The 14,229-nt window shown below is 62.6% G+C and carries 14 protein-coding genes; 1 reads left to right on the top strand and 13 read right to left on the bottom strand.

The window, feature by feature from the left end; all coding sequences use genetic code 11:
- Positions 1-47: 47 nt before the first annotated feature.
- The 5 genes from HV765_RS01210 to HV765_RS01190 all read right to left on the bottom strand — a co-directional run bounded on the left by HV765_RS01210 (position 48) and on the right by HV765_RS01190 (position 4,613).
- Positions 48-704 (bottom strand): response regulator transcription factor, encoded by a 657-nt coding sequence (locus HV765_RS01210; RefSeq protein ID WP_175168496.1) that lies wholly within the window; start codon positions 702-704, stop codon positions 48-50.
- A gap of 25 nt (positions 705-729) precedes the next feature.
- On the bottom strand, positions 730-2,163 hold the full coding sequence (locus tag HV765_RS01205) for a TolC family outer membrane protein (protein WP_420840095.1): 1,434 nt from the start codon (positions 2,161-2,163) through the stop codon (positions 730-732).
- Between the two features lie 304 nt (positions 2,164-2,467).
- Positions 2,468-3,169 carry a hypothetical protein gene (locus tag HV765_RS01200; RefSeq protein WP_175168494.1) on the bottom strand — a complete coding sequence of 234 codons (702 nt, stop codon included), beginning with the start codon at positions 3,167-3,169 and terminating at the stop codon, positions 2,468-2,470.
- Between the two features lie 46 nt (positions 3,170-3,215).
- Entirely contained in the window at positions 3,216-3,608 is a 393-nt protein-coding gene (locus tag HV765_RS01195; protein ID WP_254600386.1) for a hypothetical protein, read from the bottom strand.
- A gap of 129 nt (positions 3,609-3,737) precedes the next feature.
- On the bottom strand, positions 3,738-4,613 hold the full coding sequence (locus HV765_RS01190; protein ID WP_175168493.1) for a leucine-rich repeat domain-containing protein: 876 nt from the start codon (positions 4,611-4,613) through the stop codon (positions 3,738-3,740).
- Between the two features lie 149 nt (positions 4,614-4,762).
- Between HV765_RS01190 and HV765_RS01185 the strand changes: the two genes are divergently transcribed.
- The gene (locus HV765_RS01185) at positions 4,763-5,185 is read left to right on the top strand and encodes a hypothetical protein (protein WP_156336804.1); all 423 of its coding nucleotides are present in this window, start codon (positions 4,763-4,765) and stop codon (positions 5,183-5,185) included.
- 51 nt (positions 5,186-5,236) lie between these two features.
- Here the strand turns inward: HV765_RS01185 and HV765_RS01180 are convergent, their stop codons facing one another.
- The 8 genes from HV765_RS01180 to HV765_RS01145 are packed head-to-tail and all read right to left on the bottom strand — an operon-like array spanning position 5,237 to position 14,118.
- Positions 5,237-5,788 carry a Dps family protein gene (locus HV765_RS01180; protein WP_054425669.1) on the bottom strand — a complete coding sequence of 184 codons (552 nt, stop codon included), beginning with the start codon at positions 5,786-5,788 and terminating at the stop codon, positions 5,237-5,239.
- A 42-nt stretch (positions 5,789-5,830) separates the two neighbouring features.
- A complete protein-coding gene (locus HV765_RS01175; protein ID WP_082387167.1) occupies positions 5,831-6,889 on the bottom strand; it encodes a CobW family GTP-binding protein in 1,059 nt (352 codons plus the stop codon).
- Between the two features lies 1 nt (position 6,890).
- Positions 6,891-8,555, bottom strand: a complete 1,665-nt coding sequence (locus tag HV765_RS01170; RefSeq protein ID WP_175169448.1) for an amidohydrolase — start codon at positions 8,553-8,555, stop codon at positions 6,891-6,893.
- A 43-nt stretch (positions 8,556-8,598) separates the two neighbouring features.
- Positions 8,599-9,624 carry an ABC transporter ATP-binding protein gene (locus HV765_RS01165; RefSeq protein ID WP_175168492.1) on the bottom strand — a complete coding sequence of 342 codons (1,026 nt, stop codon included), beginning with the start codon at positions 9,622-9,624 and terminating at the stop codon, positions 8,599-8,601.
- The gene (locus tag HV765_RS01160; RefSeq protein WP_175169447.1) at positions 9,621-10,655 is read right to left on the bottom strand and encodes an ABC transporter ATP-binding protein; all 1,035 of its coding nucleotides are present in this window, start codon (positions 10,653-10,655) and stop codon (positions 9,621-9,623) included. Before HV765_RS01160 ends, HV765_RS01165 begins: the two co-directional genes overlap by 4 nt.
- Positions 10,656-10,663: 8 nt before the next feature.
- Entirely contained in the window at positions 10,664-11,563 is a 900-nt protein-coding gene (locus HV765_RS01155) for an ABC transporter permease (RefSeq protein WP_054425677.1), read from the bottom strand.
- Positions 11,560-12,528, bottom strand: coding sequence for an ABC transporter permease (locus HV765_RS01150; RefSeq protein WP_054425679.1), 969 nt, complete (start codon positions 12,526-12,528; stop codon positions 11,560-11,562). The genes HV765_RS01155 and HV765_RS01150 overlap by 4 nt, the downstream gene beginning before the upstream one ends.
- A 12-nt stretch (positions 12,529-12,540) precedes the next feature.
- Positions 12,541-14,118, bottom strand: coding sequence for an ABC transporter substrate-binding protein (locus tag HV765_RS01145; protein WP_175168491.1), 1,578 nt, complete (start codon positions 14,116-14,118; stop codon positions 12,541-12,543).
- Positions 14,119-14,229: the final 111 nt, after the last annotated feature.

Below are 14,229 nucleotides of genomic sequence, written 5' to 3'. Positions count from 1 at the left end.
ATACTACATAGGCTCGCAGGATTGCGATATTGTCCGTAAGGACAATGTCAGCTGATTGCCCTTGCGCGGGGCGTCGGACGTGCAGAAATTCCATGCACCAACAGCGCAAGCTGCAAGCGGTCCGAGACCTTGAGCTTGTCGAAGGCCGACGAAAGATGCGCCTTCACCGTGCGCTCGGTGATGCCGAGTTGATCGGCGATTTGCGCGTTCGCTTGCCCGCTCGCGGCGCATTCAGCAACGGTGACTTCGCGGTCGGTCAAGAGGCCGCCGTCCCACGCTTCGGACTCTTCGCCATGCTCGGACACCATCTTGAGCAGACGGGTCACTAAGGAGCGGCCCATCCAGATGCCGTCGGACGCCACCACCTCAAGCGTTTGCGCCAGAGACGTCACCGGCGCATGGCTGTGCCGGTAACCATGCGCCCCGGCCGCCAACACGCGTGTGCCCTCTTCATCGCTGGGATGCGGGCTGGCGACCACCAGCCGCAGCCCCGTCATCGTGGCGCTCCACGCGGGCGCATTCCAGGACGGGAGCCCCGGCACACCCGTGTCCAACACGACAAGTGAGCGGCCCTGTTCGCGCCAGCCTTGCAAATCCGACAGCGCAGCCCCGCGCACCGGCAGCCAGCGCGCAGCGTCAAGCGCGCTCCAGTGGCGCCAGAGCAGATCGTCATGCGTGATCAACAAGACAGGAGTGGGCTTCATCAGTGCGTCCTGCTCGGTTGCGTGTTCATCGGGCACGCGACAACGCGGCCGGCGAGGCTTCGCTGGTTTGCATACGCACCGGAGCCAGACGCGCCTCGTCGGGCACCGTCGAATTGCACTGCTTGATCACTTCGTCAGCCACAACCATTTGGCCGTTTTCTTCAGGCATTTCATTGCGCGCCGGTTGCAGCGACAACGCGGGCAACAGCGCATGCGACAGCGCCAGCCAGCGGTACTGCGCAAGCTTCAGGTCGTACAGCCCATTGGTCAGCGCGCGGCGCGATTCGAACAATTCGTTTTCGGTGTCCAGCAAGTCCAGCAGCGAACGCTGGCCGATCTGGAATTGCTGGCGATAGGCGTCGCGCACTTTGGTGGTGGCCAGTTCGTGGTCACGCAGGAACGGCAGCTTCTGGCTCAGGCTCTGGATGTTGTTCCAGGCCACGGCCAGGTCTTGCTGCACGTTGCGGCAGGTGTAGTCGCGAATGTCGCGCGCGGCGTAAGACTGCGCGGTCGTTTGGCGAATGCGCGCGGCATCGGCGCCCCCGCGGTACAGGTTGTAGTTCGCCACCACCTGCACGCTGGTGCTCTGGATGTCGCGGTTTTGCGGCGTGGGGTCGTTCTGATCGCGGCCAGTAGAAGCCACGAATTCAAACTTCGGCGAGTACGCGCCCTTGGACGACGCCACGCCTGCTTCGGCCGCTTGCAGGCCCGCTTGCTTGGACAGGAAGCTGGGGTTGCGGCGCAGCGATTCGTTGAAGCTGCCCGGTTTAACCGGAAGCTTGTCGCCGACGTCGGGCGGCGGCTGCATGGCGTCTGGCGGGAAGGCGCCGGTGACGCGCTGGAAGCGCTGCTGCACGTCCAGCAGGTTGGCGGTTTCTGTCATCAGGTTGGTCTGGGCCAGCGACAAACGGCCGCCCGCCTGTTCCAGATCAACCCGGCGGCCAACGCCCGATTCGGTGCGCTCGCCAATCTGCTTGAGCGTTTCTTCGTGCAGGGAATAGTTCTGGCGGGCCAGCAGTTCCATGTCGCGATAGCGTTGCAGGTCGATATAGGCCTGCACAGCGGCAAACGCGGTGCTGTCGCTGGTGGCCAGCACGTCATAGAAACGCGCAAGCTTGTCGAAACCGGCTTGCTTGACGTCGTTATTGGTGCGGAAGCCGTCAAAAATCAGCTGGCGCAGTTCGACGTTGTAGCCCGGGCGGCTCCAGTTCTGCGAGCCCACACCCGGCACGTTGCTGCGGTATTCGCGGCCGACGTAACCCTGGGCATTGATCTGCGGAAAGAAGGCGGCGCGCGCCACAGCCTGCCCTTCCAGCGACGCTTGAAAGTCGTGGTACTTGGCTTGGATTTCGGGATTGCTAAGCAGCGTCTGCTCAACGATCTGATTCAGGGTGATCGCCGACTGGGCGCCGGGGGCCGCAGGGGGCACAGGGGCTTGTGCAAATGCGGTGGGAGCCATGACCAAGGCAAACATCGAAACCGAACGTCTGAGCAAAGGCGAATTCATATTAAGTATGCGCAAGTAAACCAAATGAAATGGTGGAAATTACGCGCACCCAGCCCATGCAAACAGAACCCAAAAATGCCCGGCCCTACCCGCCTTCAGAACGCTGACTTTGTCGCGCAATAATGCTTAACATCGCTGATCAGGACGGGATTGTACGTGGCATTAATTGCTAATACTAATAATTCGTTTTATTTCCCATTATTGCCGAACATGCTTGCGAATATTATTAATTGATTATCTATTCTTCGCTTTAATATCAGTCTTCTAGAAACCCCAACGTACGCAACTCGGCGATGGCGCCGCGCTCTTCTTCGCGGCGGGCTTTGGGCGCCGCCAGCGACACGGTCAGCAACCGCGTGGAATCGCTGGATGCATCGAAGCTCTGCAAGACGCTGTGAGCCAGGGGAAAAGCTTGCGCAAAGCCAGGTTCCAGCGCGTGAAGACCTGCGTAGCGGCCCCCCTTATCAACGATCACCTGCGTCTGCGGGTCGCGCTTGATCAAATGCAATGGCACGCCTTCGCAGCGTAGCCCAAGCAGCTTGGCTTCGCTGATATCCAGCGCCCAATCCGTCTGCGCGTAAAACGCCGCGCGCGCCGTCTCGAAACGTTCAAGCAGGCCCACGTCCTTGCAGAACGCGGTGGGCGCCAGATTCAGATTGAGCTTGCCGATTTTGCCGACGAGTTTGACGCGGCGAAAGAACCCGGCCCACACCAGCAGGATAGGGTTGGTGGATAGTTCTTCCACCACCACATCCTCGAAGATGCACGGCATGATCTCCGAATTAACAGCACGGCATTTCGAGATCCGCACGCCCTGCACGCGCGACATATTTTCGGGAATCTTCACCATCGACAATCCACAATTGTCGAACGTGCAGTCATGCAAATTCAGATCGTGAAAATGGGATCTGCCTTTGTCGAACGCCATCTCGAACGTCGCGCCATTAATGCAATCCATTACTCTCCGATTGACGTAGTGGGCTGGATGGGCGCTCGCGCCGCGCTTATTGCGGGCGCGCCGCCGACATGGCCTTCAATTGCGCGCAGGTCTTTTCCTTATCGGCGGCACTGAGCGAAGCCAGTTGACCCTTGGCCGCGGTGTAGGACTGCGAGAAAGTGGAATCGAAATCGGCGGCGGCCATACCTTGAGCGCTTGTCGCCGCCCGCTGCTGCTGCTTCATCTGCTCAAGCTGCGCGGCCGTATAAGCGTTGCAGTACTCGGCGGCGGCGTGCATCTGGCCGCTTAGCGCCGCCATGTTCGGCATTTGACCCGGCATCTGACCCGGCGTCGCCTGCTGGGCCACGGCAGCGCCGCCACTCAAGGTCAGCGCGGCCGCAAGCAGAACGGCCTGACGGCGATGCAAAACAATGGCGCAAGCTTGCTTGAGAATTTGCAATTTAAGCTCCAACACAAAAAGGGGATGGGGTTTTCGCCACGGCATGTGACGATCAAAGCGGGAGCAATATGCCTTAAGCCGTGTAATGGGTTTATGAGCCGATGCAACAGTGTGTATCACCCACCGCGATCACGTCGTTGCCGCAATATTCGAGCGCCGCAAGCGCGCACGCAACGTCTCTTCCAACTTACCTAGACCGACATCGCCGCAACCCACCAGCGTGAGCTCTTGTAGTTGAGACAGTTCCCCCAACACGTCAATGTCGGCAATTCGCTTGCAGTACTGAATGTTCAGCTTCTCCAAATTCGATAGCGCGGCAATGGGACGAATCGTGTGCAATATTCCTTGGTTCTTCACCTGCAGCGACCGCAATCCGCCAAGCTGTTCTATGCCTGCCAGGGTGTCCAAGGTACGGCCGTTAACCAAGCCAAGCGCCACCAGCTGCAATCGCGCAAGACGATCGAACACTGACGCATCGACCGGCACGTTCCACAGGTTCAGTTCCTTAAGCGGCAGTTGCAATGCCCGATCCAACATGACGCCGCGCCGATCCGGAACCGCCGTTAGCGACATCAACGCCGGAAAATCTTCCGGTTCAAATCGCAACGCCGCCCCCACGGTCAGGGACTCCAGCCTGGGCATCGCGCCGCCCTCCCAGGTATAGGTGTTTTGACTGGGATGCAGGGAAAGGTGGCGCAGGCTGTCGGGCAACATGTCCGCGCGCAAGCCCGTCATGACACTGGGGTCGATGGCGCCCGGCCCCATGGATAAATCCACCAAGGATGGCAGCCGCGCGATGAGTGCGGGCATTTCGGTCAACGGATCGCCGTGCGGCGCCCAGACATGCACGGATTCAATCTGAGCCAGCGTGGCCGCATCCGGCGGCGCGTCGTAAAACACCACGGGTTTGTTCGGCACCTGCAATTGCGCACCCTGACGGCTATGCATCAACCCCCAGGTTTGATCGCGGCCGGGCTGCGGCGTCGAAAACGGGACGAATGACATGCGGCTTTCCGGTGAATGTTGGAGCACCAGTTTACGTTCATGTTCGACACATTCTTAGGCGCCCGATGTATGTCATTTAGTTACCGAGCAGTCCCCGATTTAACCGACTTTCTATAGAATGCTGCCGGTGCCGCCACCAGGAGATCTTCATGACACATCCCCGTCTTGCAATACTTGCTGCCGCCGCCCTGCTGTCGGGTTGCGTGGCCGGCCCTCGTCCCGCCACACTTTCCCCGGAACTGCAAAAAGCGTTGGATACGCCTCTGTATTGCAACGAGGCATCCGAGTGCAAACTGGTTTGGGAACGCGGCATTTACTACGTGGCGAACAATTCCCGGTGGCGCGTCATGGCCGAAACCTCGAACCTGATCGAGACCGAGTATCCGGACAAAGGGTATTACGGGCTGGCGTATCGCATCACCCGCGAGCCGATGGGCAATGGCCGCTATCGCATCTCGACCCAAGCCTGGTGCGGTTTGAAGGATTGGCAATGCAAGCCGCATGCCGATGAAGGTGTGGCGCGCGCCAAGTACTACATGATGACCGGCCAATCGCAGGACAAGGCGCGGTAATCAGCATGAAGCGGGGCCACCACGTGGCCCCGTCAATAGCCTAGCCCGGTATTAATGACCCGTTGAATCGCCCTGACGGCTGGCTTCAAACAGGAACCACGTGCGCCGTTCGGTTTCGTCGATCCAGTTTTCGATCAGGCTGGAACTGGCGATGTCGCGGTGCTCGTCGGTAATGTTGTGGGCCTCGCGTAGCGCGGCCGCCAGCATTTTGTTGTCTTCGCGCAGCTCAGCCAGCATATCCAACGGCTGGACGTAATCGGCGTCGTTGTCAGACACCCGCTGCATGCGCGAGATATGCCCGATCGACCGTAGCGTGGTGCCACCAATCTTGCGGATGCGTTCGGCAAGGGGGTCGGTCATGGCGAACAGCTGGTCGCCTTGCTCATCCAGCAGCAAGTGGTAGTCACGGAAATGCGGCCCGCTGACGTGCCAATGGAAGTTCTTGGTTTTCAGATACAGCGCGAACACGTCGGCCAACAGTTGGTTCAGCGCGGCTGAGATATCGCGGGTAGCGGCCGCCGCCAGATCGGTGGGCGTCGCCAGCGGCAGCTTGCGCCGCTCTTTCAACGTCTTGGTGGTTTTCTCATTCAGTTTCTTGGCCATGGCAGTCCAGATGAGTTCCAGGAAATCTGATGCTACTGCAAACTACCGGCCGCCATGAGTGGTACTAGACGCTTGATTTGAAAGCGAACTTTGCCAAAGTGACGCCCATGCCGGGTGCGCCTGTGGTCCATCACGAAGGCCGATAAACACGATGCCCGGCGATGGAAGGTCATCGGGCGGCGTCGATTGCGTGTCGAAGCGCACGCGGCGGCCCGCCCATTGCACCAGCACCCACCCGTGGCGATCCGTCCTGACCCAGCCCTTTGCCCGCAACAACTGCCTGGGCATGGCCCGAAGCCGGCCCGCCAGTTGATCGGCATTCAGCACCGCCGGGGCCTCCCAGAACCAGCTTTGGAAGGGATGGTCGGGCGCGGCTTGATGGAGGTCGCCATGGACCCCGCCATGGCCTGCGTCGTGACCTGCGCCATGCCCCCCACAATGCCCCCCGCCGTGGCCGCAGTTCGCCTTCGCACAATCGTGGGGTGCGTGCCCCGCGGGTATTGCCTCACCCGACAAGCCCCGCAAGTCCACGCGCCCTTCCCGCGTTTCGACCATGGCCGCGCCACGCGTTTCGTCTTTCAGCCACTGCCTCACCTGCCCCAGCGCGTCGGGCGTCACCAGGTCAGTCTTGTTCAGCACCAGCAGATCCGCCGCCTGCAACTGCCGCGCGACGGTGTCGCTTAGCAAGGGGTCGGAAGCCAATGCGCGCACGTTCGCCGCATCCACCAGGACCACCACGCCTTCCAGTTGCAGCAGCGGGTCGCACATGCCGACCTGCGCGATGCGGGACGGGTCCGACACGCCGCTAGCCTCGATCACGATCCATTCTGGCAAGGGGTCCAGCGCCAGCACGCGCGCCAGGGCGTCGTCCAGACCGCCCGCCATCGAGCAGCAGACGCAGCCGTTGGCCAGCCGGATCACTTCATCCGCGCGCCCGGCAAGCAGCCCGGCGTCGATGTCGATAGGCCCGAAGTCGTTGACCAACACCGCGGCACGGCGGCGGCTATTACGCAGGACGTGATTCAGCAACGTCGTCTTGCCCGCCCCCAGAAAGCCGCCCACCACCGTCAGCGGAATACGCGCTGCATGGGAAGCCGCCATGTCAGGCTCCTTCCAACGACAGCGGCCGGCCGCCCACCACCGTACCCAGCACGGCGACGTCTTTCAGGCGTTCGGCAGGCACCGCGGCGGGGTCGTCTCCCAACACGCAGAAATCCGCATACTTGCCCACTTCAATGGAACCGACCAGATGGTCCATATGCAAGGTGTAGGCCGCGCCCAAGGTGACGGCGTGCAGCGCCGCATCCACGCTGATGCGCTCAGACTCGCCAAGAATTCGGCCCGAGGCAGTTTGACGATTGACGGCGCACCACGCGGTGAACAAGGGCCCAAGCGGCGTGATCGGCGCGTCTGAATGGATGGAAAACGGCACGCCGGCCCGCGCCGCCGACGCACACGCGTCCATGCGGTTTGCCCGGTCAGGCCCCATCGTCAGCGCATAGTGCGCGTCGCCCCAGTAGTACAGATGGTTGGCGAACAGATTGACGCACATACCCAAGCTGGCCATGCGCCGGAACTGGGCGGCGTCGGCCATCTGGCAATGCTGCAAGGTGTGGCGGTGGTCACGGCGCGGGGTGCAGCGCAGGGCCAGGTCTACCGCTTCGATGGCGCGCTGCGTGGCTTCGTCGCCGTTGGTGTGGATGTGCAATTGCACGCCTGCATCGTGATAGGCCTGCACGGTGGCATCCAGCTCGGCGGGCGCAATCACCCAGATGCCATTGGGCGCGCCGTTGTAGTAACCGGGCCAACGCACCCGCGCGGTGAACCCCTGGATGGACCCATCCACCACCAGTTTGACCATGCCCAGGTGCAGCTTGTCGTGGTTCAAGCGCTTGGCGGCCGACAGTTTTTCCAGGCACTTCGCGGGGTCGCCGGCATACGTCAACGCCGACGCGGCGGGCACGATGCGCACCGGATAGTCGGCCTCGGCAGTGATGCGCGCCAGCGTCGCCAGACCGTCATCGCCCAGCTCATTGACCAGATCCGTCGCGGTGGTCACGCCCGCCCACTGCGCCACCTTGCCGAACATGCGCAGCCCGTCTTCCGACAGCCCTACGGTACGGAAGGGGCTGCCGATCAGCCGCATCACCGGGAACATGGCCGCAAATTCACAGAGCTCGCCACTGGGGCGGCCATCTTCCATGCGGGTCACGCCTTCGATGTCAGTGTCGCGGTCGATACCCGCGCGGGCCAACATCGGCGAATTCACGTTCATCAAATGCATGCTGGCATGCATGACGACAATCGGCCGCGTGTTCGATACCGCATCCAAGTCCTGGACGCGCATGCGCTGGCCATCGAAGAAGATGGGGTCAAAGCCCCAGCCGATCAACGTTTCGCCCGCAGGCAGATTGCGTTCGGCTTCGCGCAAGCGGCCCGCTACCGCGTCAAAGCTTTTCAGGCCGCTCCATAACCGGCCATCGGGCCCACGGCGGTCGTAGAAGCCCACGTAGACGAACTTCCACATCCCGCCTTCCGGCAGGTGGCAATGCCCTTCGACCAGGCCGGGCATCAGAACCTTGTCCGCGTACCGGTCGTCAACCTCCGACGGCCCCCATCCGGCTAAGTCTTCTTTACTGCCCACGCCCAGGATGCGGCCGTCTTTCACCGCCACATGCGTTGCGCGCGGCTGCGCCGGGTTCATGGTCAGGATGCTGCGGGCGGCGTAGATCGTCACCTTGGCATTGCTGGGATGGCTTACGTTCATGCCTTCGTGCCGGGTCATCGATGCTTCCTTCTGACGGTTGGATTCAGCCGGCAAGCGGCGCCACCAGGGCGCCGTCGCGGACTTCGACAAAATGGCAGGCCACACGGTGGCCCGATACGACTTCGCGCAATGCCGGTTCGTGCGTGGAACAGACGGCTTGCGCGGCGGGGCATCGTCCGGCAAAGCGGCAGCCGGGCGGCGGGTTGACCGGGCTGGGGGGATCGCCCATCAGCCGCACGCGGCGGGCGGCCGATTCGCGCCCGCCCTTGACGGTGGGCACCGCTGACATCAGCGCCACGCTGTAGGGATGCAGCGGGCGCGTGAAGAAGGCCTGGCGCGAGGCTTGCTCGATGATCTTGCCCAGGTACATCACGGCGATGTCGTCGCAGATGTGTTCCACCACCGCCATATCGTGCGAAATGAACAGGAATGACTGGTTCTGCTCACGCTGGATACGGCGCAGCAGGTTCAGGATCTGCGCGCGAATGGCGATGTCGAGTGCGGACACGGGTTCGTCGCACACGATCAGGTCGGGCGCACTGGCAAGCGCCCGCGCCACGTTCAGCCGCTGCCGCTGGCCGCCCGAAAACTGATGCGGAAACAACTGGCGCTGTTCGGGCCGCAAGCCCACCAATTCAAACAAGCTGGCCACGCGCGCTGCGCGTCCGCCAGGCGGGTCGATATGCATCAGGTCCAGCGGCGCCCGCACGATATCCTCGGCGCGCTGGCGCGGGTTCAACGACGAATACGGGTCCTGGAACACCAATTGCAAACGGCGGCGCATCTGCCGCATCGACGATGCGCCCAACGCGGTCAAGTCGGTGCCGTCGAAATGGATGGAGCCTGATGTGGGGTCTGCCAGGCGCAGCACGGACAGCGCCGTGGTGGTCTTGCCGGAGCCGGACTCGCCCACGATGGCCAGCGTGCGTCCGCGGGCCAGATCGAACGACACGCCATCAACCGCCTTGACCACAACGGGCTTGCCGTCGCGGCCCCGGCCGCCTACTGGAAAATGCACGGCCAGGTTGCGCACGGACAGCAATGCGGGAACATTCGGCTGCGCCATCATGAAGCCTCCTGGTAAAGCCAACAGGCCACGTCTTGGCCGTGCGCCACAGACGTCAAGGGCGGAAACTCGCTGCGGCAGCGCGCAAGCGACTGCCCGCAACGATCCAGAAAAGGGCAACCCACGCCGCGATCCCACACGGATGGCACCACGCCGGGAATCTCGGGCAAGTCCGGGCGCACGTCGTCGGGTTCGCGGTCCAGCTCGGGCAGACAGGCGATCAAGCCTTGCGTATACGGGTGGCTGGGCTGCGTCAGAATCTGCCGCACACCGCCCTGCTCCACCACGCGCCCGCCGTACATCACGACAACACGGTCGGCCATTTCCGACACCGCGCCCATATCGTGAGTGATCAACAACATGGCGGTGCCACGCCGCGCCTGCTGGTCGCGAAGCAGATCGAAAATCTGCGCCTGCACGGTGACATCCAGCGCGGTGGTGGGTTCATCGGCAATCAGCACGTCGGGGTCGCAGGCCAGCGCGATGGCGATCATTACCCGCTGCCGCATGCCGCCAGACATCTGATGCGGGTAGTCATCCACCCGCCGCTCCGGCACGGGAATGCCCACCGACTTCAGCATGCCAATAGCGCGTGTGCGAGCCTCGGCCTTGCTCAGCCCCTGATGCAGCCGCAGCGGCTCGGCAATCTGGTCGCCCACCGTATAGACGGGGTTCAGCGCGGTCATGGGTTCCTGGAAGATCATCGAGATCTTGTTGCCCCGCACCCGCCGCATGGCTTCGTCATCGTGCAAGGCCAGATCCGCACCCGATAAGCGCACGCGGCCGGCGCCGATGCGGCCCAGCTCCGGGATCAAGCGCATGATGGCCAAGGCGGTCATGCTTTTTCCGCAGCCAGACTCGCCTACCAGGCACAGGGTTTCGCCGGCGCGCAATTCGAAGCTGACCTGGCTCAAGACCTCTGCCACGCGTCCACGCGAACGGAACTCCAGGCTTAGCGACTCCACCTCCAGCACGGGGCCGCCCTTGTGCACGCCCCTTTGCTCCCCCCTGTCCGCTTCCGGTATTGCCTCCATGCGCGCGTTCATGACCGGCCTCGCGACTTGGGATTCAATGCGTCATTCAAGCCATCGCCAATCAGGCTCACGGCCAGCACCGTCAGAAAGATGGCCGCGCCGGGCAATGTCACCGCCCACCACGCAGTCAGGATGTACGGGCGGTTGCTGCCAATCATCAGCCCCCAGCTCATGATGTTCGGGTCGCCCAGCCCCAAAAACGACAAGCCCGCTTCGAAGAGGATGGCGGTGCCGATGGCGAGCGTGGCCGAGACGATCAGCGGCGCCAGCGCATTGGGCAAAATCACGCGCCAGATGATGCGCGCATCGCCCGCCCCAATGACGCGTTCGGCCAGAACGTATTCGCGGCGCTTCAAGCGCAGAAATTCTCCGCGCGCCAGCCGCGCGGTGCCCGTCCAACTGACCACGCCAATCGCCACCGCAATGGTCGCCAGCGACGGCGAGAACAGCGTGACCAAGACCATCGCGAAGAGCAAGGTGGGCAGGACCTGAAAGAACTCGGTGATGCGCATCAGGGTCTCGTCCACCCAGCCGCCGTAGTAGCCGGCCAACGCACCCACCGTCAGGCCAATGGCCATCGACAGCACCGCGGCCACCACGCCCACCAGCAACGTTGCGCGGCCGCCGTAGACCATGCCGGTCAACACATCGCGGCCCAGGTAGTCGGTGCCTAGCAGCATTTCACCACCGGGCGGCTCCATCGGTGCGCTGGCGATTTCAAACGGGTCTGCCTGCATCAGCATCGGGCCAAAGATCGTCACCGCCAGAATGACCGTCAGCAGCAGCACGCCAATGATCGCCGACGGATTGCGCGCAAACACGCGCAGGGCCTCATAGGACTGCCGGGCCGGCGCGCGGGATGGCGCGGGGGCAACAGCAAGGGGAATCGCGGAAGGCGCTTGGCTCATGATGTCTTGATCCTCGGGTCGATCAGCCGGTAGGCCAGATCCGTTAGCTGATTCATCACCACGACCAGCAGCGAGGCGAACAGCAGGATGCCCAGCAACGTCGGGTAGTCGCGCCTGAGCACGGAATCAAACGCCAGCCGGCCCAACCCCGGCCAGTTGAAAACCGTCTCCACCAGGATCGCGCCAGCCAGCACGTTGCCAAATTGCAGGCCTAGCATCGTCACGACCGGCAACACCCCGTTGCGCAAGGCGTGCTTGTACAGCACGATGCGCTCGGGCAGCCCCTTGGCGCGGGCCGTGCGGATGTAGTCAGCGGACAGGGCTTCCATGACGCTGGCGCGCGCCAGCCGGCTGTATTGCGCCAGGTACACAAACGCCAGCGTGAACGCCGGCAGCGCCAGATGGTGCAACACGTCCACCACGCCCGCCCATCCGTCTTGCGGCCCGCCGGCCGACCGCATGTCGGACACCGGAAAGACCGGCAGCACGGACGCAAACAGGATGATCAGGATGATGCCCGTCCAGAACACCGGCGCGGAATAGCCCACCACCGACAGCAGCGTGATGCCTTGCGACAGCGGCCCGTTCGGCTTCCTGGCGGCCAGCGTGCCCAGCAACGTGCCGACGATGAATGCGCTGAGCACAGAGGTCACGACCAATAGCAGCGTGGCCGGCACGCGTTCCCAGATCAGCTGCGCCACCGGCACGTTGAAGAAGTACGAATAGCCCAGATCGCCGCGCAACACCTGCGACAGATACAGGCCCAACTGCACCAGAAACGGCTTGTCCAGCCCGTACTGCGTGCGCAGCTGCGCGCGCAGGTCTTCGCTGATGCCGCCCATCGAACCTGCAATGGTCTCAACAGGATCGCCCGGTGAAATATGGATCAGCAGAAAATTCAGCGTCACCACGGCCAGCAGCAAGATGGCCGCATAGGCAAACCGGCGAAAAATAAATCGCAACATGGCGGCCCCGTCCTACTGAAGGTAGACGTCGTCCAGGGGCGACAACATGCCCCAGATCCCCTCGGGCATGCCGTGCACCTTCTTCGACATCAGCGTGTGATACGGAATGACCGTCAGAAAATCGATCGGCACGTCTTCCGTTACCAGGCGCTGGAACTCCGCGTACAGCGCGCGGCGCTTTTCCACATCGGTCTCCGTGCCCGCCTGCTCCAGCAGCGCGTCGACTTTCGGGTTGGCGTAGGACTGGGTGTTGGTCCAGATGATGTCGCGGATGTTGCTCGACAAGTACGTGCGGTGCACGCCAATGACGGGGTCGCCCCAGTTGAAAACAATGTCCGTCGTCATGTCGAAATCGTGGCTGGCGATGCGCTTGGCCCAGGTGGGAAAGTCGGGCGAGGCGCGAACCTGCACCGCGATGCCCACCTTCTTTAACTGGCTGCGCAAGTATTCCGCCACGTTCTTGCCCTGCACGTCAGAACCCGGCATGTAGTCCACCGTCAGCGTCAGGCGCTCGCCCTTGGCGTCCTTTTTGAAGCCGGCCTCTTCCAGCAGTTGTTCGGATTTCTTCAAATCCAGCGGATAACGCGTGACGTCGGGCGTGGCGAAGGGGCTGGTGCCAACAATCGGGCCGTCGGCGGGCTTGGCAAAGCCCGCGTTAAGCGCCTTGGTGATGAAGCCCTTGTCGGTGGCATGCGCAATGGCCTGCCGCACGCGCACATCGTTCAGGGGTTTGCGCGCCGTATTGAAGGCCAGCCAGCTCAGCGCACCAATTCCTTCGTAGCCGCGGCTGGTCATGACGATGGCGGGGTTGTCTTTTGCGCGCCGCAAAATGGTGGGTTCGGTCATGAACGGCAAGGCCGCAATGTCACCGCGTTCCAACCCGATCAGCAGGTTTGTTGCATCAGGATTGATCTTCACGACAACCCGGTCCAGGTAGGGCTTTCCGGGCAAGAAGAATTTATCAAAGCGCTCCAGCACGATCTCCTGGCCGGGCTTGAATTCCTTGAACTTGAACGGGCCTGAGCCCACCACATCCGCCGAGTTTCGAGGATGCGTCTTCAAGTCCTGCCCATCGTCGTAGATGTGTTTGGGCAGCACCGGCATCAATGCGGGCGACAAAGCCAGCAGAATCGCCGGGTGCGGCTGGCTCATGCGCAGCACGGCGGTGTAGGCGTCAGGCGTATCTACCGCTTGCACCGGCGCAAGCATGGTCTGAAACGGGTGGTTCTTCTTTACCGCCATCACCGAGAACGCCACGTCGGCGGACGTCACGGGTTTGCCGTCGTGAAATACGGCGTCTTTGCGCAGGTGCAGCGTCAGGGATTTGCCGTCGGGCGCCAACTCCCACGATTCCGCCAGATAGGGTTGCGGCTTCCAGTCCGCGTCGTAGCGCAAGGGGCTGGCGAACAATTGCGCGCTAGGCAACGCGGTGGCGGTGCCCGACTGCACCGCGCCGTTCAGGTGCCGGGGCACTTGTGTCGACCCCACCACCAATGTGCCGCCGGGTTTGGGTGTTTGCGCAGCGGCGGCGCCTGCCGCCGTCGCCAACACCATCAGAATCGTGGCCAAGCCTTGTCGAGCGCTGCGCATGATTTGCCCCTTGATGTGTTGCGATCAGCCATTCATTGGATGGCTTAGGTCGAAGGGTAGCGACCCGATGAAGCAAGCCTTAGTACCAGACCACCGGAATCACTGGTACCA

The organism is Achromobacter kerstersii (assembly GCF_902859595.1).
Lineage (GTDB): Bacteria > Pseudomonadota > Gammaproteobacteria > Burkholderiales > Burkholderiaceae_B > Achromobacter > Achromobacter kerstersii.
This window is presented reverse-complemented; position numbering and strand designations above follow the sequence as displayed.